Origin of the sequence: Streptomyces filamentosus, from assembly GCF_014654895.1 — a bacterium.
Lineage (GTDB): Bacteria > Actinomycetota > Actinomycetes > Streptomycetales > Streptomycetaceae > Streptomyces > Streptomyces filamentosus.
This window is the reverse complement of record NZ_BNBE01000001.1, coordinates 809,756-829,531: the sequence shown is the minus strand read 5'-3', so window position 1 is coordinate 829,531 and position 19,776 is coordinate 809,756. Positions and strand designations below refer to the sequence as shown.

At 74.4% G+C, this 19,776-nt stretch carries 15 protein-coding genes and 1 riboswitch; of the genes, 10 read left to right on the top strand and 5 right to left on the bottom strand.

Going from position 1 to position 19,776, the window contains the following annotated elements:
* Positions 1–28: 28 nt before the first annotated feature.
* Entirely contained in the window at positions 29–709 is a 681-nt protein-coding gene (locus tag IE326_RS03570; protein ID WP_190040792.1) for a response regulator, read from the bottom strand.
* A complete protein-coding gene (locus IE326_RS03565; protein WP_190040791.1) occupies positions 706–2,394 on the bottom strand; it encodes an ATP-binding protein in 1,689 nt (562 codons plus the stop codon). Before IE326_RS03565 ends, IE326_RS03570 begins: the two co-directional genes overlap by 4 nt.
* A gap of 191 nt (positions 2,395–2,585) precedes the next feature.
* Here IE326_RS03565 and IE326_RS03560 point away from each other — a divergent pair, with 191 nt between their 5' ends.
* Entirely contained in the window at positions 2,586–3,653 is a 1,068-nt protein-coding gene (locus tag IE326_RS03560) for a CobW family GTP-binding protein (protein WP_190040790.1), read from the top strand.
* Positions 3,654–3,660: 7 nt separating this feature from the next.
* Here IE326_RS03560 and IE326_RS03555 read toward each other — a convergent pair whose 3' ends face one another.
* Entirely contained in the window at positions 3,661–5,190 is a 1,530-nt protein-coding gene (locus tag IE326_RS03555) for an FAD-dependent monooxygenase (RefSeq protein WP_229915192.1), read from the bottom strand.
* Between the two features lie 93 nt (positions 5,191–5,283).
* On the opposite strand from IE326_RS03555, the gene IE326_RS03550 reads away from it, so the two are divergent.
* A complete protein-coding gene (locus tag IE326_RS03550; protein WP_150236054.1) occupies positions 5,284–5,952 on the top strand; it encodes a TetR/AcrR family transcriptional regulator C-terminal domain-containing protein in 669 nt (222 codons plus the stop codon).
* A gap of 99 nt (positions 5,953–6,051) precedes the next feature.
* Here IE326_RS03550 and IE326_RS03545 read toward each other — a convergent pair whose 3' ends face one another.
* Positions 6,052–8,511: a DNA gyrase/topoisomerase IV subunit A gene (locus IE326_RS03545; protein ID WP_150236053.1), complete on the bottom strand. Its 2,460-nt coding sequence runs from the start codon at positions 8,509–8,511 to the stop codon at positions 6,052–6,054.
* A 225-nt stretch (positions 8,512–8,736) separates the two neighbouring features.
* Here IE326_RS03545 and IE326_RS03540 point away from each other — a divergent pair, with 225 nt between their 5' ends.
* From IE326_RS03540 to IE326_RS03525, 4 genes are all read left to right on the top strand, one after another.
* Entirely contained in the window at positions 8,737–10,080 is a 1,344-nt protein-coding gene (locus IE326_RS03540; protein WP_150236309.1) for a M16 family metallopeptidase, read from the top strand.
* Between the two features lie 26 nt (positions 10,081–10,106).
* Positions 10,107–11,471, top strand: coding sequence for a M16 family metallopeptidase (locus tag IE326_RS03535; RefSeq protein WP_190042141.1), 1,365 nt, complete (start codon positions 10,107–10,109; stop codon positions 11,469–11,471).
* 209 nt (positions 11,472–11,680) lie between these two features.
* Positions 11,681–11,841, top strand: a riboswitch (cyclic di-AMP (ydaO/yuaA leader).
* Positions 11,842–11,849: 8 nt separating this feature from the next.
* Positions 11,850–12,620: a M23 family metallopeptidase gene (locus IE326_RS03530; RefSeq protein WP_150236052.1), complete on the top strand. Its 771-nt coding sequence runs from the start codon at positions 11,850–11,852 to the stop codon at positions 12,618–12,620.
* Between the two features lie 179 nt (positions 12,621–12,799).
* The gene (locus IE326_RS03525) at positions 12,800–13,483 is read left to right on the top strand and encodes a GntR family transcriptional regulator (RefSeq protein ID WP_030754333.1); all 684 of its coding nucleotides are present in this window, start codon (positions 12,800–12,802) and stop codon (positions 13,481–13,483) included.
* A gap of 152 nt (positions 13,484–13,635) precedes the next feature.
* Here the strand turns inward: IE326_RS03525 and IE326_RS03520 are convergent, their stop codons facing one another.
* On the bottom strand, positions 13,636–13,917 hold the full coding sequence (locus IE326_RS03520) for an HPr family phosphocarrier protein (protein WP_030754331.1): 282 nt from the start codon (positions 13,915–13,917) through the stop codon (positions 13,636–13,638).
* Positions 13,918–14,123: 206 nt separating this feature from the next.
* On the opposite strand from IE326_RS03520, the gene IE326_RS03515 reads away from it, so the two are divergent.
* From IE326_RS03515 to IE326_RS03500, 4 genes are all read left to right on the top strand, one after another.
* The gene (locus IE326_RS03515; RefSeq protein ID WP_190040789.1) at positions 14,124–17,105 is read left to right on the top strand and encodes a bifunctional acetate--CoA ligase family protein/GNAT family N-acetyltransferase; all 2,982 of its coding nucleotides are present in this window, start codon (positions 14,124–14,126) and stop codon (positions 17,103–17,105) included.
* A 39-nt stretch (positions 17,106–17,144) separates the two neighbouring features.
* The gene (locus IE326_RS03510; protein WP_030754326.1) at positions 17,145–17,744 is read left to right on the top strand and encodes a DUF5998 family protein; all 600 of its coding nucleotides are present in this window, start codon (positions 17,145–17,147) and stop codon (positions 17,742–17,744) included.
* Positions 17,744–18,949: an alkaline phosphatase family protein gene (locus IE326_RS03505; protein WP_150236050.1), complete on the top strand. Its 1,206-nt coding sequence runs from the start codon at positions 17,744–17,746 to the stop codon at positions 18,947–18,949. Before IE326_RS03510 ends, IE326_RS03505 begins: the two co-directional genes overlap by 1 nt.
* A gap of 63 nt (positions 18,950–19,012) precedes the next feature.
* Positions 19,013–19,663 carry a thymidine kinase gene (locus IE326_RS03500; protein WP_150236049.1) on the top strand — a complete coding sequence of 217 codons (651 nt, stop codon included), beginning with the start codon at positions 19,013–19,015 and terminating at the stop codon, positions 19,661–19,663.
* The last annotated feature ends 113 nt before the right edge of the window (positions 19,664–19,776 follow it).

Sequence of the window (19,776 nt, the reverse complement as noted above, 5' to 3'; positions counted from 1 at the left end):
CGGGAGCAGAGGGCCGGGCGGCCGGGCCTCAGGGCGAGGAGACCCACGTGTATCGGTGCTCGGGGCGGCCGGTCTCGCCGTACCGCAGGGAGAGCCGGACCCGTCCGGTCCGTTCGAGGAGCTTGAGGTAGCGCTGGGCGGTCTGGCGGCTGACGCTGGTCCGCTCGGCGAGCTCCTGCGTGGAGAGCGGCCCGGCGGCGGCGAGCAGCGCCTGGCGGACCAGCTCCGCCGTCGTCGGGGAGTGCCCCTTGGGCAGGTCGGGGGCGACGGCGCCGGCCGCCAGGGTGCCGAAGATCCGGTCCACCTCGGCCTGTTCGGCCTCGCCGCCGCCCTCCAGGGTGCGGCGGAGGGCCGCGTACGCCTCCAGCTTGGTGCGCAGCCCGGCGAAGTTGAACGGCTTCACCAGGTACTGGAGGGCCCCGTGCCGCATCGCGGCCTGGACCGTCGCCACGTCCCGGGCCGCGGTCACCATGATCACGTCGCACTGGTGGCCGCGGGCGCGCAGCTCCCGGATGGCGGCGAGGCCGTTCTCGTCGGGGAGGTAGTGGTCCAGGAGGACCAGGTCCACGGGCCGCCCGTCGAGGACGGCCAGCGCCTCGGCCGCCGAGTGGGCGGTGGCCGTAACCCGGAAGCCGGGCAGCTTGGTCACGTACGCGGCGTTCACCCGCGCCACGCGGGCGTCGTCGTCGACGACGAGGACGTCGATCATCGGGGCAGCTCCTCGGCCGGGGTGTCCGCGGGTCCGCGCGGGGCGGGCGGCGCCGGTTCCGTCAGGGCGTCCGGGAGGACCACCGCGAACTCCGCGCCGCCGGCCGGGCCCGCCGCCACGCGCGCGTGGCCGCCGCGCCGCTCGGCGAGCCGCCGCACCAGCGCCAGGCCGATGCCGCGTTCGCCGTGGGCGGGCGGCGCCTTGGTCGTCCACCCCTCGGTGAAGATCAGCTCCCGGTGCTCCTCGGGGACGCCGGGGCCGCTGTCGGCGACCCGCAGGACCACCGTCCGGCCGTCGGCGCGCAGGCCGACCTCGACCCGGGCGTCCGGGGTGCCGGCGGCGGCGTCCAGGGCGTTGTCGACGAGGTTGCCGACGACGGTGACCAGTTCGCGCGGGTCCACCAGCCGGTCGGGGAGCAGCGAGCCCGGGGCGATCAGCAGCGAGACGCCCCGCTCGGCGGCGACCGTCGCCTTGCCGACGAGGAGCGCCGCGAGCAGCGGGTCGTGGACCTTCTCCGTCACCTGCTCGGCGGTCGCCCGGTGGACCCCGACGACCTCGGTGACGAAGTCGGCCGCCTCCTCGTACAGCTCCAGTTCGAGCAGGCCGAGGAGGGTGTGCAGCCGGTTGGCGTGCTCGTGGTCCTGGGCGCGCAGGGCGTCGATCAGGCCCCGGGTGGAGTCCAGCTCCCGGCCGAGCCGCTCCAGCTCGGTGCGGTCGCGCAGGGTCGCCACGGCGCCGCCGTCGTCGGTCGGCATCCGGTTGGCGATCAGCACCCGGTGCCCCTGGACGGTCACCAGGTCGGCGCCGGACACCCGGCCGATGAGCACGTCCGCGGTGCGGCCGGGGCCGAGGAGCGCGTCGAGCGGCCGTCCGGTGGCCTCGGGGCCGAGCCCGAGCAGCCGCTGGGCCTCGTCGTTGAGGAGCCGTACGGAACCCTTCCGGTCCAGCGCCACCACGCCCTCGCGGATGCCGTGCAGCATCGCCTCGCGCTCGGCGAGCAGCGCCGAGATGTCGGAGAAGGCCAGGTCACGGGTCTGCCGCTGGATCCGCCGGGAGATCAGGTACGCGGCGAGCGCGCCGGCCGCGAGCGCGCCGCCCGCGTAGGCGAGGAGGCCGGGGATGGCGGAGAGGAGCCGGTCGCGGACGCTGTCGTACTCGATGCCGACCGAGACCGCGCCGACGAGCCGGCCGTCCGCGTCCCGCAGCGGGGCCTTGCCGCGCGCGGAGCGGCCGAGGGTGCCGCTGTCGATCTCCATCACCTCGTGGCCCGCCAGGACCTCGCTGGGGTCGGTGGAGACGGTCCGGCCGATCTGGGCGGGGTCGGGGTGCGACCAGCGCACCCCGCGCGTGTCCATGACGACCACGTACTCGGCGCCGGTCGCCGTCCGGATCCGTTCCGCCTCGCGCTGCACCGGCCCGGTCGCCGAGGACGGGCCGCCGGTCAGGTCCGCGGCCGTACGGGGCGAGGCCATGGTCTCCGCGATGGCGAGGGCCCGCCGCATGGCCTGGTCGTCGAGCTGGGCGCTCAGCGGGGCCAGGAAGAGCCCGGTGGCGAGCACGGTCACCCCCGAGGCGACCGCCAGCTGCATCAGCAGCACCTGCGAGAAGACCCGCCGCGGCCATCCCAGCCGCCGCCGGCGGCGCACGGCCGGCGGCGCGGAGGGGGTCGGTGCCGTGCTGCTCATGGCGGAAACGGTACGGGGGCGACACGCGCGACCGGAAATGCGGGCGGGACCGGGGCGGGACGGGCTGCCTATCCTGGAGGGCCGTGTCCGTGTCCGACTTCGCGGCTGTGGCCCCGGCCGCGTCCGTGCCGGGGGCCGCGTCCGTACCGTATCCGGCTCGTCCGCGTCCCGCCCAGCGAAAGGCATGCTTCTTGAGTGCGCAGCAGGTCCCCGTCGTCGTCCTCGCCGGGTTTCTCGGGGCCGGGAAGACCACGCTCCTCAACCATCTGCTGCGCAGTGCCCGGGGCACGCGGATCGGGGTCATGGTCAACGACTTCGGCGACATCGGGATCGACGCGATGACCGTCGCCGGACAGGTGGGGTCCACGGTCTCCCTCGGGAACGGCTGCCTGTGCTGCGCGGTGGACGCGAGCGAGCTGGACGAGTACCTGGAGGTGCTCACCCGGCCCGAGCTGCGGCTGGACGTGATCGTGATCGAGGCCAGCGGACTCGCCGAACCGCAGGAACTGATCCGGATGCTGCTCGCCAGCGAGAACCGGCGGGTCGTCTACGGCGGACTCGTCGAGGTGGTCGACGCCGCCGAGTTCGCCGCCACCCGGGAGCGGCACCCCGAGACCGACCGGCACCTCGCCCTCGCCGACCTCGTCGTCGTCAACAAGGCCGACCGGGTGCCGGCGGACGGGCTGCGGGCCGTCCGGGAGACGGTGGCGGGGCTCGCGGGGCGGGCCGCGGTGATCGAGGCGGCGCACGGCCGGATCGACCCCGAGCTGCTCTTCGACCGGGTCGTCCCGGAGGGCGAGATCACCGGCCAGATGTCGATCGAGGACGTCCTCTACGGCGACGAGGACGAGCACGCCCACCCGCACGCCGCCTACGACACCGTCTCCCTGACCACGGCCGTGCCGCTGCACCCGCGCCGGCTGATGGCCTTCCTCGACGCCCGCCCCCAGGGGCTGTACCGCCTCAAGGGCTTCGTCGACCTCGGCCCCGCCGACCCCGCCCACCGCTATCGGGTGCACGCGGTCGGCCGCTTCCTGCGCTTCTACCCGGAGCCCTGGCCGGCCGGGGAGGAGCGGCTCTCGCAGCTCGTCCTGATCGGCTCCGGCGTCGACGCGGCGGCCCTGCGCAAGGAGCTCGCCGGGTGCGAGCTCGACGGCCCCGACGACACCCCGGACGAGCACGCCCTGTGGGGCGTCCTGCGCTACGTGCCCCAGGACGACGAGCCGCGGGCGGAGGACGAGCTGCCGCCGGAGCGGTAGCCGTCCCTCAGGCCGGCATGCCCTCCGGTACGGCTCTCGGCGCGGCCGCACGGGTCAGGCCGAGAGCCGTCAGATAGGCGTCGAGGCCCGCGTCGGCGCGGTCGCCGGCCCAACCCACGTAACCGTCCGGGCGGATCAGGAAGAGGCCCGTGCCGTACGCCTCGTCGGCGGGGAGGCGGGCCGCGCGGACCGGCTCCGGGAGGGCGTCCGGGAGAGCGGCCGTGCCGACGGCGAGCAGGGTGAAGTGCGGGCCCCGGAAGAGGTCGAAGAGGCGTCCCCCGGCGTACGGGCCGTCGGGGGCGCGGTCGCCCGCGCGCAGGGCGTCCCCGGGCGTCCGGGGGCGGGTGTCCACGGCGAGGGCCGAGCCCCGGTAGCCGAGGCCGAGCTGCTGGACCTCCCCGCCCCGCTGGGGCGCGTCGCCGTCGGCGGTCGCGCGGTGGAGGCGGGTGCTGAGCCCCAGGACGTCCGCCGCGACCGGGCGGCGCTCGGCCTCGTAACTGTCGAGGAGCGCGGCGGGGGCGCCGTGGCGCAGGACCTGGGCGAGTTTCCAGCCGAGGTTGTACGCGTCCTGGACGCCGGTGTTGAGGCCCTGGCCGCCGGCGGGGGAGTGGACGTGGGCGGCGTCGCCCGCGAGGAAGACCCGGCCCTCCCGGAAGCGGTCCGCCAGCGCCGCGCGGGCGCGGTAGTCCGAGGCCCAGGGGACCTCCGCGATCTCGTCGGGGGACAGCGGGGTGCGGGCCGCGAGCAGCGCGCGGACGCCCTCCGGGGTGGTGTCCACCGGGGCGGCCGGGTCCTCGAAGGTGGCGGCGAGCTGGAACAGGCCGCCGTCGCCCGGCAGCGGGCAGAGCGCCACCCCGCCGTCCGGCGCCCGCCAGACGTGCCAGTGGTCCCGGTCGGCCACCGCCCCCGGGGCGATCCGCACGTCGGCGACGAGCATCGGGCGCGGGTCCACGGTCTCGCCGGTCATGCCGATGCCGAGGGCCCGGCGGACGGTGGAGCGGCCGCCGTCGGCGCCGACCAGGAAGGCGGCCCGGACCGTCTCCCCGGTGCCCAGCTCCGCCTCCACGCCCCCGTCGTCCTGGCGGAGGCCGGTGAGCGCGGTGCCGAAGCGGACGCCGCCGCCGAGCGCCGTCAGCCGCTCGTACAGCAGCTCCTGGGTGCGGGACTGGGGGATCAGCAGGGTGTTCGCGTACGGCACCCGCTCGGTGGGCTCCGAGCGCTCGATCATGTCCCACTCGCCGCGCCGCTCGGTGCCCTCCCAGGCCAGCATCCGGGGGTACGCGCTCCCCGCCGCGAGCACCCCGGGCAGCACCCCGAGGTCGTCCAGGACCTCCTGACTGCGGGGCTGGAGCCCCTTGCCGCGCGAGCCGGGGAAGAGGCCGTCCGCGCGCTCCAGGAGCAGCGCGCGGACGCCCCGGCGGGCGAGGTCGAGGGCGAGCACGAGCCCCGTCGGGCCCGCGCCGGCGATGACGACGTCGGTGTCGGTGTTGGTGTTCCCGTTCCTGTCCTCGGGCGCGGCTGACCTGTCCTCGGGCACGGCTGATCGCCTCCAGTCCTTAACACTGTTAAATCCAGGCATCCCCAGCATCTCTTTAACGACGTTAAGGAGTCAAGGGGATACCGTGACGGGGTGGCGACCAAGAAGACGACCAAGCTGGACCCCGGCCAGGTGGCGGAGACCGCGCTCGACCTGCTGAACGAACGCGGTCTGGAGGGCCTCACGCTCCGCGCCATCGCCCAGGAGCTGCACGTCCAGGCCCCGGCCCTGTACTGGCACTTCAAGAACAAGCAGGCCCTGCTCGACGAGATGGCGACCGTCATGTACCGCCGGATGGTCGCCGACCCGGACGCCCGCCCGGCCGGGACGGCGAGCTGGCAGGAACTGATGCTCACCTCCAACCGCGGCCTGCGCGCGGGGCTGCTGCGCTACCGCGACGGCGCCAAGGTCTACAGCGGCGCCCGGTTCACCGGCACCGACCACGCCCGGGACATGGAGCGCCAGCTCGGCGCCCTCGTCGACGCCGGGTTCTCGCTGCGCGAGGCCGTGCGGGCCAGCACCACGGCGTACATGTACACGCTCGGCTTCGTCACCGAGGAGCAGGGCGCGGAGTCCCTCCCCGGAGAGCCCCGGGAGGGCTTCGACGTCGAGGAGCGCGCCCGCCGCCTCGCCGCGTACCCCCTCGCGGCGGCGGCCGGTGCGGAGATCTTCGCCGGGTACGACGAGCGCTTCGAGGAGGGGCTGCGGCTGATCGTCGCCGGCATCGAGGCGGTGTACGCCCCCGGCGCCGCACGCTCCTGACGCGGCCCGCACCCGAAACCGGGGCCGCGGGCACGACGAGGCCCCCGCTCCTTCCGTAAGGAGCGGGGGCCTCGTCCCGTACGGGAGCGCCTGAGGCGGTCAGACCGCCGGGCTCGCCACCACGTCGACCGGCTGCGGCAGCGGGGTGCCCGAGCCGTCGCGGCGCGGGTCCGGCTCCGGAAGCTCCACCGGGGTGCCGTTCTTCTGCGCGGCACGGGCCGGCAGGGCGCCCGCCCAGGCCAGGATCAGCACGTCCTCGCCCTTCAGGAAGCGCTGGCAGCGCACGCCGCCGGTGGCCCGGCCCTTGCGCGGGTACTGGTCGAACGGGGTCAGCTTCGCCGACGTCGCCGCCGAGCCGTCCAGGGTGCCGGTCGAACCCGCCACCGTGAACACGGCGGCGTCGCCCGCCGGGTCCACCGCGCCGAAGGACAGCACCTCGGCGCCCGCCGTCAGCTTGATGCCCGCCATGCCGCCGGCCGGACGGCCCTGCGGCCGCACCTGCGAGGCCGGGTAGCGCAGCAGCTGGGCGTCGGAGGTGATGAAGACCAGGTCCTCCTCGCCCGTCCGCAGCTCGGTCGCGCCGACGATCCGGTCGCCCTCCTTGAGGGTGATGACCTCCAGCTCGTCCTTGTTCGCCGGATAGTCCGGAACCACTCGCTTGACCACGCCCTGGAGGGTGCCCAGCGCGAGACCGGGGGAGGACTCGTCCAGGGTGGTCAGGCAGACCACCGTCTCGTCCCCCTCCAGGGACAGGAACTCGCTCAGCGGCGCGCCGCCCGCCAGGTTCGGCGCGGCGGCCGTGTCGGGCAGCTGCGGCAGGTCGATCACGGCCACCCGCAGCAGCCGGCCCGCCGAGGTCACCGCGCCGACGTCGCCGCGCTGGGTGGCCGCCACCGAGGAGACGATCACGTCGTGCTTGGCCCGCTTCGCCTCCGGGTCGACCGGCGGCAGCTCCGCCGAGACCGTCCGCGCCAGCAGGCCGGTCGAGGACAGCAGCACCCGGCAGGGGTCGTCCGCGACCTCCAGCGGGACGGCCGCGACCGGGGCGCCCGCCGACTCCAGGAGGACCGTGCGCCGGTCGGTGGCGAACTTCTTCGCGACCGACGCCAGCTCCGCCGAGACCAGCTTGCGCAGCTCCGCGTCGGACTCCAGGATCCCGGTCAGCTCGTCGATCTCGCCGGTGAGCCGGTCGCGCTCGGTCTCCAGCTCGATCCGGTCGAACTTGGTGAGCCGGCGCAGCGGGGTGTCCAGGATGTACTGGGTCTGGATCTCGCTCAGCGAGAAGCGCTCCATCAGGCGCTCCTTGGCCTGCGCCGAGTTCTCGCTCTCCCGGATGAGGCGGATGACCTCGTCGATGTCGAGGAGCGCGACGAGCAGGCCCTCGACCAGGTGGAGCCGGTCGCGCTTCTTGCCGCGGCGGTACTCGGAGCGGCGGCGGACCACCTCGAAGCGGTGGTCGAGGTAGACCTCCAGGAGCTCCTTGAGGCCCAGGGTCAGCGGCTGGCCGTCCACCAGGGCCACGTTGTTGATGCCGAAGGACTCCTCCATCGGCGTCAGCTTGTAGAGCTGCTCCAGGACGGCCTCGGGCACGAAGCCGTTCTTGATCTCGATGACCAGGCGCAGGCCGTGGGCCCGGTCGGTGAGGTCCTTGACGTCGGCGATGCCCTGGAGCTTCTTCGAGCCGACCAGGTCCTTGATCTTGGAGATGACCTTCTCGGGGCCGACCGTGAAGGGCAGCTCGGTGACGACGATGCCCTTGCGGCGGGCCGTCACCGTCTCCACCGAGGTCGTGGCGCGGATCTTGAAGGTGCCGCGGCCCGACTCGTACGCGTCCCGGATGCCGTTCAGGCCGACGATCCGGCCGCCGGTCGGCAGGTCGGGGCCCGGGACGAAGCGCATCAGCGCGTCCAGGTCCGCGTTCGGGTACCGGATCAGGTGGCGGGCGGCCGCGACGACCTCGCCGAGGTTGTGCGGAGGCATGTTGGTCGCCATGCCGACCGCGATGCCCGAGGCGCCGTTCACCAGCAGGTTCGGGTACGCGGCGGGGAGCGCGACCGGCTCCTGCTCCTGGCCGTCGTAGTTGGGGGCGAAGTCGACCGTGTCCTCGTCGATGGACTCGGTCATCAGCAGGGCGGCCGGCGCCATCCGCGACTCGGTGTACCGCATCGCGGCCGGCGGGTCGTCGTTGCCCAGCGAACCGAAGTTGCCGTGGCCGTCGACCAGCGGCACGCGCATCGAGAACGGCTGCGCCATGCGGACCATGGCGTCGTAGATCGAGGCGTCGCCGTGCGGGTGCAGCTTGCCCATGACCTCGCCGACCACGCGGGCGCACTTGACGAAGCCGCGGTCCGGGCGCAGGCCCATCTCGTTCATCTGGTAGACGATGCGCCGCTGGACCGGCTTCATGCCGTCGCGGGCGTCGGGCAGCGCGCGCGAGTAGATCACCGAGTAGGCGTACTCGAGGAAGGAGCCCTGCATCTCGTCGACGACGTCGATGTCGAGGATCCTCTCCTCGTACGTGTCGTCCGGCGGCGGTGTCTTCGTGCTGCGGCGGGCCATCGCGGCTGCGGCTCCTTCTCCGGCAAAGCTTGAGTCTGACGCGGACCATTGTGGACCGTGCCACCGACAACGCGGACCCCGACCCGGTCGACCGCGTCACCGACGACGCGGACCCCGACCCGGACGAGGGACACATCAGGTGGCCGGGAACTTCGCCAGGTGTCGGCACGCTTGCATACAGTGGCAGGACTTTTCACGATCGCGATCGAAGGGACGTACATGCCCATGGGTCACACGGCCACGGCCGGGGCCGGCTCCGGCGGCCTGACAGCGACCGAGCACCGGCTGGCGAACGGCCTGCGCGTGGTGCTCTCCGAGGACCACCTGACCCCGGTCGCCGCGGTCTGCCTCTGGTACGACGTCGGCTCCCGTCACGAGGCCGAGGGCCGCACGGGCCTCGCCCACCTCTTCGAGCACCTGATGTTCCAGGGCTCGCAGCAGGTCCACGGCAACGGGCACTTCGAGCTCGTCCAGGGCGCCGGCGGCTCCCTCAACGGCACCACGAGCTTCGAGCGCACCAACTACTTCGAGACCATGCCGACCCATCAGCTGGAGCTCGCGCTCTGGCTGGAGGCCGACCGGATGGGCTCGCTGCTCGCCGCCCTCGACGACAAGTCGATGGAGAACCAGCGGGAGGTCGTGAAGAACGAGCGCCGCCAGCGGTACGACAACGTGCCCTACGGCACCGCGTTCGAGCGGCTCACCGCCCTCGCGTACCCCGAGGGCCACCCGTACCACCACACCCCCATCGGCTCGATGGCGGACCTGGACGCGGCCACCCTGGAGGACGCGCGGAACTTCTTCCGCACCTACTACGCGCCCAACAACGCGGTCCTCTCGGTCGTCGGCGACATCGACCCGGAGCGGACGCTCGCCTGGATCGAGAAGTACTTCGGCTCCATCCCCGGCCACGACGGCAAGCCCGCCCCGCGCGACGGCGGCCTGCCGGACGTCATCGGCGGCCAGCTGCGCGAGGTCGTCGTCGAGGACGTCCCGGCCCGCGCCCTGATGGCGGCCTACCGGCTGCCGGAGGACGGCACGCGCGCGTGCGACGCGGCCGACCTCGCCCTCACCGTGCTCGGCGGCGGCGAGTCCTCCCGCCTGCACAACCGGCTGGTCCGCCGCGACCGCACCGCCGTCGCCGCCGGCTTCGGCCTGCTGCGGCTCGCCGGCGCCCCCTCGCTCGGCTGGCTGGACGTCAAGACCTCCGGCGGCGTCGAGGTCCCCGACGTCGAGACGGCCGTCGACGAGGAGCTGGCCCGCTTCGCCGCCGAGGGCCCGACCGCGGAGGAGATGGAGCGCGCCCAGGCCCAGCTGGAGCGCGAGTGGCTCGACCGGCTCGGCACCGTCGCCGGCCGCGCGGACGAACTGTGCCGCTTCGCCGTGCTGTTCGGCGACCCGCAGCTCGCCCTGACCGCCGTCGACCGCGTCCTCTCCGTCACCGCGGAGGAGGTGCGGGAGGTCGCCGCGGCCCGGCTGCGCCCCGACAACCGCGCGGTACTGGTCTACGAGCCGGTGGCCACCGAAGACAGCGCCGACGGCGACGACGAAGAAGGAGCCGACCAGTGACCGACGCCGCCGAGTCCCTGACCAGCATGGAGTTCCACCCCCAGCCGCAGCCCGGCGCGGCCCGCCCCTGGGCCTTCCCGGCCCCCGAGCGCGGCGCGCTCGACAACGGCCTGACGGTGCTGCGCTGCCACCGCCCCGGCCAGCAGGTCGTCGCCGTCGAGATCTTCCTCGACGCCCCCCTGGACGCCGAGCCCGAGGGCCTCGACGGCGTCGCCACGATCATGGCGCGCGCCCTCTCCGAGGGGACCATCGAGCGCGGCGCCGAGGAGTTCGCGGCCGAGCTGGAGCGCTGCGGCGCCACCCTCGACGCGCACGCCGACCACCCCGGCGTCCGGGTCTCCCTGGAGGTCCCGGTCTCCCGGCTCCGCAAGGCGCTCGGCCTCGTCGCCGAGGCCCTGGTCTCCCCGGCCTTCGACGCCGACGAGGTCAAGCGCCTGGTGGCCAACCGGCTGGACGAGATCCCGCACGAGGCCGCCAACCCGGGCCGCCGCGCGGCCAAGCAGCTCTACAAGGAGCTCTTCCCGGCCGCCACCCGCATCTCCCGGCCCCGCCAGGGCACCAAGGAGACCGTGGAGGCCATCGACGCCGCCGCCGTCCGCGCCTTCTACGACGCGCACGTGCGGCCCGCCTCCGCCACCGCGGTCGTCGTCGGCGACCTCGCCGGCGTCGACCTGGACGCGATCCTCGCCGAGACCCTCGGCGGCTGGACCGGCAAGCCGGCCGCGCCGCGCCCGATGGAGCCGCTGACCGCCGACGACACCGGACGGGTCGTCATCGTCGACCGCCCCGGGGCCGTGCAGACCCAGCTGCTCATCGGCCGGATCGGCCCGGACCGGCACGACGCCGTGTGGGCGGCGCAGGTCCTCGGCGTCTACTGCCTCGGCGGCACCCTGACGTCCCGTCTGGACGCCGTCCTGCGGGAGGAGAAGGGGTACACGTACGGCGTGCGCGCCTTCGGGCAGGTGCTCCGCTCCGACGGCGAGGGCCACGGCGCCTCGATGCTCGCCATCAGCGGCTCGGTGGACACCCCCAATACCGGTCCGGCCCTGGAGGACCTCTGGCAGGTGCTCAGGACCCTGGCGGAGGGCGGTCTGACCGACGCCGAGAGGGACGTCGCCGTGCAGAACCTGGTGGGCGTGGCCCCGCTCAAGTACGAGACGGCCGCCTCGGTCGCCGCGACCCTCTCCGACCAGGTCGAGCAGCACCTGCCGGACGACTACCAGGGACGCCTGTACGCGCGGCTCGCCGAGACCGGCACGGTCGAGGCCACGGCCGCCGTGGTGAGCGCCTTCCCGGTGGACCGGCTGGTGACCGTCCTGGTGGGCGACGCCTCGCAGATCGAGGAGCCGGTGCGGGCCCTCGGCATCGGCGACGTGACCGTGGTGAGCTGACCCGCCGTCCGGTCCGCGAGGAGCCGAGCGGAGGTCTCCGATGCCCCGAAGCATCGGAGACCTCCGCTTTGTCCGTTATGGACTTAAGGGTGATCGTATGCCCTGTGGCATGTCTTACAAATCAGCGCGTCTGTTTGGCGATTGACATCCGTCCGGCCTAGCGTCGGTCCGGCTGTCCGACCGACGCACGCGCCGCACCCGCGGCAACCGGACAGCCATCGCCGAGTCCCCGTCAGGCGCGAGCCTGGGGAGCCGGGGACCCATGAAGTCCCTGGGGTGAATCGGACGCCTTCGCCGCGCGGAGGGGTCCGTAGGAGACCTTCCTGCTCCGAACCCGTCAGCTAACCCGGTAGGCGAGAAGGAAGGAAAGGAACCGTCTTGGCGTTCACCCGTGCCACCGGGAAGCATCGTGGTGCGAGCCGACTGGCTCGCCGCAGCGCCGGCGTCGCCGGTGTCGCCGCACTCGCCACCACCGGTGTCGTCGGCACCCTCGCCTCCCCGGCGCTCGCCGCGGACACGGGCGACCGCTCCCCCGAGGACACCGGCCTGACCCGGGTCATCGCCGACGAGTCCCTCGCCGACCAGGTCAGCGCGCAGGCCGCCGCCCAGGAGCAGGAGGCCGCCGAGGCCGAGGCCCGGGCCAGGGCGCGCGCCGAGGCGAAGCGCAAGGCCGAGGCCCGCGCCCAGGAGATCCGCGAGGCCAAGGAGCGCGCTGCCCGCGAGGCCGAGCGCCGCCGCCTCGCCTCCTTCAACCTCCCGGTCGCCGGCTCGTACGTCTCCACCGGCTACAAGACCGGTGGCTCGCTCTGGTCCTCCGGCAGCCACTCCGGCATCGACTTCCACGCCGCCTACGGCAGCACGGTCGTCTCCGTCGGCTCCGGCACCGTCGTCGAGGCCGGCTGGGGCGGCGCGTACGGCAACAACATCGTCATCCGGATGAACGACGGCACCTACACCCAGTACGGGCACCTGTCGTCGATCGGCGTCTACGTCGGCCAGAGCGTCGAGCCCGGCCAGCAGATAGGCGTCTCCGGCTCGACCGGCAACTCCACCGGCCCGCACCTCCACTTCGAGGCCCGGACCACCGCCGAGTACGGCTCCGACATCAACCCCATCGCGTACCTCCGCGCCCGCGGCGTCAGCCTCTGACCCTCCGCGCGCCCCCTTCGCGGCGAAAGGCCCCGGCTCCTGGTGAGCCGGGGCCTTTTCGCTGCCCGCGGACCGGAGGAATTCCGAGGGGGCATCGGAATTTCCGGCACACTGCAATAGAGTCGCGCAGGACGCGCCGCTCGAATTCGGTGCGCGCGGAGCGAAAACGGAGGTCGGACATGCGGGTTCCCGCGCAATCGGTATGCACGGCGATCCGGGACGACATCGTCTCGGGGGTCTTCGGGCCCGGCAGCCGGCTGACCGAGGACCAGCTCGCCCGCCGCTACGGGGTCTCCCGCGTCCCGGTCCGCGAGGCCCTGCGCACCCTGGAGTCCGAGGGCTTCGTCGTCAGCCGCCGGCACGCGGGCGCCCAGGTCGCCGAACCCACCGACCAGGAGGCCGCCGACCTCCTCGACGTACGGGCGCTGCTCGAACCGCTCGGTGCCGCCCGCGCGGCCCAGCGGCGCACCGAGGCCCACCTCAAGGTGCTGCGCGGCCTGGTCAGGCTGGGGCAGGAGCGGGCCCGCAGGGGGCAGGAGGAGGACCTGAGGGCGCTCGGCGGCTGGTTCCACGAGACGCTCGCGCAGGCGTCCGGCAGCCCGGCGCTCACCGCCCTGCTCACCCAGCTGCGGCACAAGATCGCCTGGATGTACGCGGTGGACCGGCCGGACCGGCCGGTGGACGTCTGGGCCGAGCACGGCGCGATCGTCGACGCCATCGCGCGCGGGGACGCCGAGCGGGCCCGCGCGCTGACCGCCCTGCACGCCGAGCGCGCCCTGCCGCTGCACCGGCTGAAAAGGTACGAGCGGGGCCGCGTGAGGGTTTCGCAACATGCCGTCAACACGGCGAGCGTCCGGAATTAACACGGGCGCCGTATACAAAGAATAGGAATTCCGGGGGCTTCTTCGCGCTGCCCGGAAAAAGGAAATTCGCGCTTCTGGAAAAGCCGGACGGCCGCGTCCGCCGGGAATTCCGGGGACACGGCCGTCCGGGAAGAGAGGAGCGACCCGCCGGGTCAGACCGTCTCGGGGAGCTCGTCCAGGCCCTCGGCGACCAGCCGGGCGAGGCGGTCCAGTGCGGCCTCGGCGCCCTCGGCGTCCGACGCGAGCACGATCTCCTCGCCGCCCTGCGCGCCCAGGCCGAGCACCGCGAGCATGGAGGCGGCGTTCACCGGGTTGCCGTCGGCCTTGGCGATGGTCACCGGGACACCGGAGGCCGTGGCGGCACGGACGAAGATGGAGGCGGGGCGGGCGTGCAGGCCCTCGGCCCAACCGACGTTGACGCGGCGCTCAGCCATGGTGTTGCCCTTCAGGTCTTCGGCGGGTTGTCTAGACCAGTCTCTCACGGGTTGCGGCGTGCTCCTGCCGACCTTCGACCCGCATCCGTGCGACGTTCGGCCCCTCCCACCTTGCACGGGGGAGAGGGGCCGCGCGAGCCGTGCGCGGCCAAGGAGGGGGCGCGCGGACGGTGCCGCCGCCAGGCCCCGGCCGTAGGCTTTGCCCCATGCACAGCGCGTCGGAGCAGACGGACGGAACGGGCGGGACGGACAGGGGGCGGCCGGGGGAGCCGGCGGCCCCGGAGGAGCACGCCTACCCCGACCACTGGGAGGCCGACGTCGTGCTCCGCGACGGCGGCACCGCGCGCATCCGGCCCATCACCGCCGACGACGCCGACCGGCTCGTCAGCTTCTACGAGCAGGTCTCGGACGAGTCGAAGTACTACCGCTTCTTCGCCCCCTACCCCCGGCTCTCCGCCAAGGACGTCCACCGCTTCACCCACCACGACTTCGTCGACCGGGTCGGGCTCGCCGCCACCGTCGGCGGCGAGTTCATCGCCACCGTCCGCTACGACCGGATCGACGACCGGGGGCGCCCCGCCACCACCCCCGCCGACGAGGCCGAGGTCGCCTTCCTCGTCCAGGACGCCCACCAGGGCCGGGGCGTGGCCTCCGCACTCCTCGAACACATCGCGGCCGTCGCCCGCGAGCGCGGCATCCGCCGCTTCGCCGCCGAGGTGCTCCCCGCCAACACCAAGATGATCAAGGTCTTCACGGACGCCGGCTACACCCAGAAGCGCAGCTTCGAGGACGGCTCCGTCCGGCTCCACCTCGACCTCGAACCGACCGACCGCTCCCTCGCCGTCCAGCGCGCCCGCGAGCAGCGCGCCGAAGCCCGCTCCGTCCAGCGCCTCCTCGCCCCCGGCGCCGTCGCCGTCGTCGGCGCCGGCCGCACCCCCGGCGGCGTCGGCCGCACCGTCCTCAAGAACCTGCTGGGCGCCGGCTTCACCGGACGGGTCTACGCGGTCAACCCCGCGCTCGACGCCGGCACGACCGAACTCGACGGCGTGCCCGCCTTCCCCTCCGTCTCCGCCATCGGCGCCCCCGTCGACCTCGCGATCGTCGCCGTCCCCGCCGAGCGGGTCCCCGAGGTCGTCGCCGACTGCGGCGAGCACGGGGTGCGCGGCCTCGTCGTCCTCTCCGCCGGCTACGCCGAGAGCGGCCCCGAGGGCCGCGAGCGGCAGCGGGCGCTGGTCCGGCAGGCCCGCTCGTACGGCATGCGGATCATCGGCCCCAACGCCTTCGGGATCATCAACACCGCGCCCGACGTCCGGCTCGACGCCTCCCTCGCCCCCGAGATGCCCGCCGCCGGCCGCATCGGCCTCTTCACCCAGTCCGGCGCCATCGGCATCGCCCTCCTCGCCGGACTGCACCGGCGCGGCGCCGGCCTCTCCTCCTTCATCTCCGCGGGCAACCGCGCGGACCTCTCCGGCAACGACCTCCTCCAGCACTGGTACGACGACCCGGCGACCGACGTCGTCCTCCTCTACCTGGAGTCGATCGGCAACCCGCGCAAGTTCACCCGGCTGGCCCGCCGCACCGCCGCCGTCAAGCCGGTCGTCGTGGTCAAGGGCGCCCGCCACAGCGGCAGCGCCCCGCCCGGCCACCGCGTCCCCGTCACCCGCGTCCCGCACGCCACCGTCTCCGCGCTGCTGCGCCAGGCCGGCGTCATCCGCGTCGACACCGTCACCGAACTGGTCGACGCCGGAGTGCTGCTCGCCGGCCAGCCGCTGCCCGCCGGGCCGCGCGTCGCGATCCTCGGCAACTCCGAGTCCCTCGGCCTCCTCACGTACGACGCCTGCCTCACCGAGGGGCTGCGCCCGCAGCGGCCGCTCGACCTCACGACCGCGGCCACCCCCGCCGACTTCCGGGACGCGCTCGCCGCCGCCCTCGCCGACGACTCCTGCGACGCGGTCGTCGTCACCGCCATCCCCTGGGTGGGCGTCCAGGGCACCACCGAGGTGCTGGCCGCCTCCCTCCGCGAGGCCGTCGCCGGCGGCGGGGAGGCGGGGGCCGCCAAGCCGGTCGTCGTCGTGCACGTCGAGATGGGGGGCCTCGCCGAGGCCCTCTCCGCCGCCACCAGCACCCGCCCGCCGGGCAGCCGCACCCGCCGCCCGGCCACCACCCCCGCGCCCCGGATCCCGGCCGGGCCCGGCACCCCGGCCCCGGCGGCCTCCGCCCCCGAGTCCTCGGCGCCCGAGGTCTCCGCGCCGGAGCCCCCCTCGCCCGAGCCCTCCGCGCCGGACGCCCCCGAGGGGAACGCCCCCGAGCGGAACATCCCCGCCTACCCCGCCGCGGAACGGGCCGTGCGGGCGCTCGCCGAGGCCGTGCGGTACGGCCAGTGGCGACGGCAGGCCGCCGAACCGGGACGGGTCCCGGAGTACGACTCCATCGACGAGGCCGGCGCCGCCGCCCTCATCGACCGGGTGCTCGGCGAGCGGGGCGCCGGACAGGAGTCCCGGGGCGTCACCCTCACCACCGACGAGGCGGGCGAGCTCCTCGGCCGGTACGGCATCGCGCTGCGCCCCGCCCTCCCCGCGCCCGGCCCCGACGAGGCCGCCCTGGCCGCCGCCCGGCTCGGCTACCCGGTGGCGCTCAAGACCACCGCCCCCCACCTGCGCCACCGCCCCGACCTCGGCGGCGTCCGGCTCGACCTGGCCACCGAGGAGCAGCTGCGCACCGCCTACGCCGAGCTGACCGAGGTCCTCGGCAAGCCCGAAGAGCTCCAGCCCGTCGTCCAGGCGATGGCACCCCGGGGCGTGGACACCGTGATCCGCGCCGCGATCGACCCCGCCGTCGGCGCCGTCCTCTCCTTCGGGCTCTCCGGCGCCGCCTCCGAACTGCTCGGCGACACCGCCCACCGGCTGGTCCCCGCCACCGACCGGGACGCCGCCGAGCTGGTCCGCTCCATCCGCACCGCCCCGCTGCTCTTCGGCTGGCGCGGCTCGGCCCCCGTCGACACCCCCGCCCTGGAGGAGCTGCTGCTCCGGGTCTCCCGGCTCGTCGACGACCATCCGGAGATCGTCTCCGTGGTGCTCGAGCCGGCCGTGGTCGCCCCGAGCGGCGTCTCGGTCCTGGGCGCCGCGGTCCGCCTCGCCCCGCCCGCGCCCACCACCGACCTCGGCCCGCGCCGCCTGCCAAGCTACTGAAGGGTCGGAGGGCCCCCGCAGCCCCGTAGGATGGAGTCCATGGCGAAGAGCGGTACGACGACCCAGGGGCTGCGCGCGGCGATCGAGCGCAGCGGCTACTACCCGGCACTCGTGGCCGAGGCGGTGGAGGCCGCCGTCGGCGGCGAGGACGTCGCGTCGTACGTGGTCCACCAGGAGACCACCTTCGACGCCAACGAGGTCCGGCGCCACGTCACCGTCCTCGTGCTGACCCCGAGCCGCTTCATCGTCAGCCACACCGACGAGCAGGCCGCCGACAGCAGCTCCCCGAGCCCGTACGCCACCACCTCCACCGAGTCCGTGAAGCTCGACCGGATCTCGTCGGTCGTGGTCAGCCGCGTCGTGGCCAACCCGGAGTCGTACACCCCGGGCTCCGTCCCCCGCGAGGTCGTCCTCACCATCGGCTGGGGCGCCGTCTCCCGGATCGACCTGGAGCCCGCCGCCTGCGGCGACCCGAACTGCGACGCCGACCACGGCTACACCGGCAACGCCACCGCGGACGACCTCAGCCTGCGGGTCAGCGAGGCCGGCGATGGCCCGGACACCGTCCGGCAGACCCTCGTCTTCGCCCAGGCGCTCTCCGAGGCCACCGCCGCGACCGCCCCCACGGCCGGCCGCTGATGGCCCAGCCGACCTCCGTCTCCCACGGCTGGCCGGACGACCCGGTCCCGCTCGCCCCGGAGTCCGCCCCGGTGCCCGCGTACGGCTCCGGCTCCCTCGGCGACCTGCTGCCGACCCTCGTCGCGGGCCAGGGCGTGCCGGGCTTCGAGGCGCGGATCGCCGGACTCGCCCCCGCCGACCGGGTCTGCGTCTTCCTCGTCGACGGGCTCGGCTGGGAGCAGATCCTCGCCCACCCGGCCGAGGCCCCCTACCTGACCTCGCTGCTCGGCTCCTCGCGCGGCGGCACCGGCCTGCCGATCACCGCAGGCTTCCCCGCCACCACCGCGACCTCGCTCGCCTCCGTCGGCACCGGCCACCACCCCGGCACCCACGGCCTCGGCGGCTACATGGTCCGCAACCCCGAGACCGGCGAGCTGATGAACCAGCTCAAGTGGCGTCCGTGGACCCCGCCGAAGGCGTGGCAGCCGTACCCCACCGTCTTCCAGCTGGCCCACGAGGCCGGGATCCACACCGCGCAGGTGTCCTCCCCGATCTTCGCGCAGACCCCGCTCACCCAGGTCGCGCTCAGCGGCGGCACCTTCCACGGGCGGCTCTCCGGCGAGGAGCGGATGGACCTCGCGGCCGAGCAGCTCGCCGCGGGCGACCGCTCGCTGGTCTACACGTACTACAGCGAACTCGACGGCGCCGGGCACCGCTTCGGCATCGACTCGGACGCCTGGCGCGGCCAGCTCATGCTCGTCGACCGGCTGGTGCAGCGGCTCGCCGAGCAGCTGCCCGCCCGCTCCGCGCTGTACGTCACCGCCGACCACGGCATGGTCGACGTCCCCTTCGACGAGGAGCACCGCATCGACGTCGACGAGGACTGGGAGCTGCGCGCCGGCGTCGCCCTCCTCGGCGGCGAGGGCCGGGCCCGGCACGTCTACGCCGTCCCCGGCGCCGAGGCCGACGTCCTCACCTGCTGGCGCGAGGTCATCGGCGAGCAGTTCTGGGTCGCGGGCCGGGACGAGGCCATCGACCTCGGCTGGTTCGGCGACACCGTCGACGAGCGGGTGTACGGCCGGATCGGCGACGTCGTCGCCGCCGCCCACGACGACGTGGCCCTGATCGCCTCGGTCGGCGAGCCGCTGGAGTCCCGGATGACCGGCATGCACGGGTCGATGACCCCCGCCGAGCAGCTCGTGCCGCTCTTCGAGGTCCGCTCCTGACGGCGCCCCGGCCGTCCCGTCCCTCCCCCTTCCCTCCGACCCCCGAAAGGTCTTCGACCCGTCATGCCCGAGCTGGTGTTCTTCTCCGGAACGATGGACTGCGGAAAGAGCACGCTGGCGCTCCAGATCGCGCACAACCGCGACGCGCGCGGGCTCCAGGGCGTGATCTTCACCCGGGACGACCGGGCGGGCGCGGGCAAGCTGTCCTCGCGGCTCGGCCTGGTGACCGAGGCCGTCGAGGCCCCGGAGGGTATGGACCTCTACGCGTACCTCGTCGCCCAGCTCTCCAAGGGCGGCAAGGCGGACTACGTGATCGTGGACGAGGCGCAGTTCCTCGCCCCGGAGCAGATCGACCAGCTCGCCCGCATCGTCGACGACCTCGGGCTCGACGTCTACGCCTTCGGCATCACGACCGATTTCCGGACCAAGCTCTTCCCCGGCTCGCAGCGGCTGATCGAGCTCGCCGACCGGATAGAACAGCTCCAGGTGGAGGCGCTGTGCTGGTGCGGCGCCCGCGCCACCCACAACGCCCGCACGGTCGGCGGCCACATGGTCGTCGAGGGCGAGCAGGTCGTCATCGGCGACGTGAACACCGCCCCGGAGGTCGTCGGGTACGAGGTGCTGTGCCGACGCCACCACCGCCGGAGGATGACCTCCGCCTCCGCCCAGGCGGGCGCCCTCTCGCCGGACGTCCTCCCGGTCGGCCAGGGCTGAGCCGTCGGCCGCGGGCGAACCGCCGGCCAGGGCCGAGTCGCCGGCCGGTGGGCCGGTCATGGGTCAGGGGCGGCCCGTCGGTCCGGCCCCTCCCCGGAGCCCGCTCCGGTCCG

Bases quoted from the DNA above. Each gene is read 5' to 3' on its own strand.
- IE326_RS03505 (WP_150236050.1), top strand. From the start codon at position 17,744: ATGGCCCAGCCGACCTCCGTCTCCCACGGCTGGCCGGACGACCCGGTC.
- IE326_RS03545 (WP_150236053.1), bottom strand. From the start codon at position 8,511: ATGGCCCGCCGCAGCACGAAGACACCGCCGCCGGACGACACGTACGAG.
- IE326_RS03525 (WP_030754333.1), top strand. From the start codon at position 12,800: ATGCGGGTTCCCGCGCAATCGGTATGCACGGCGATCCGGGACGACATC.
- IE326_RS03535 (WP_190042141.1), top strand. From the start codon at position 10,107: ATGGAGTTCCACCCCCAGCCGCAGCCCGGCGCGGCCCGCCCCTGGGCC.
- IE326_RS03540 (WP_150236309.1), top strand. From the start codon at position 8,737: ATGGGTCACACGGCCACGGCCGGGGCCGGCTCCGGCGGCCTGACAGCG.
- IE326_RS03500 (WP_150236049.1), top strand. From the start codon at position 19,013: ATGCCCGAGCTGGTGTTCTTCTCCGGAACGATGGACTGCGGAAAGAGC.
- IE326_RS03520 (WP_030754331.1), bottom strand. From the start codon at position 13,917: ATGGCTGAGCGCCGCGTCAACGTCGGTTGGGCCGAGGGCCTGCACGCC.
- IE326_RS03515 (WP_190040789.1), top strand. From the start codon at position 14,124: ATGCACAGCGCGTCGGAGCAGACGGACGGAACGGGCGGGACGGACAGG.
- IE326_RS03570 (WP_190040792.1), bottom strand. From the start codon at position 709: ATGATCGACGTCCTCGTCGTCGACGACGACGCCCGCGTGGCGCGGGTG.
- IE326_RS03565 (WP_190040791.1), bottom strand. From the start codon at position 2,394: ATGAGCAGCACGGCACCGACCCCCTCCGCGCCGCCGGCCGTGCGCCGC.
- IE326_RS03510 (WP_030754326.1), top strand. From the start codon at position 17,145: ATGGCGAAGAGCGGTACGACGACCCAGGGGCTGCGCGCGGCGATCGAG.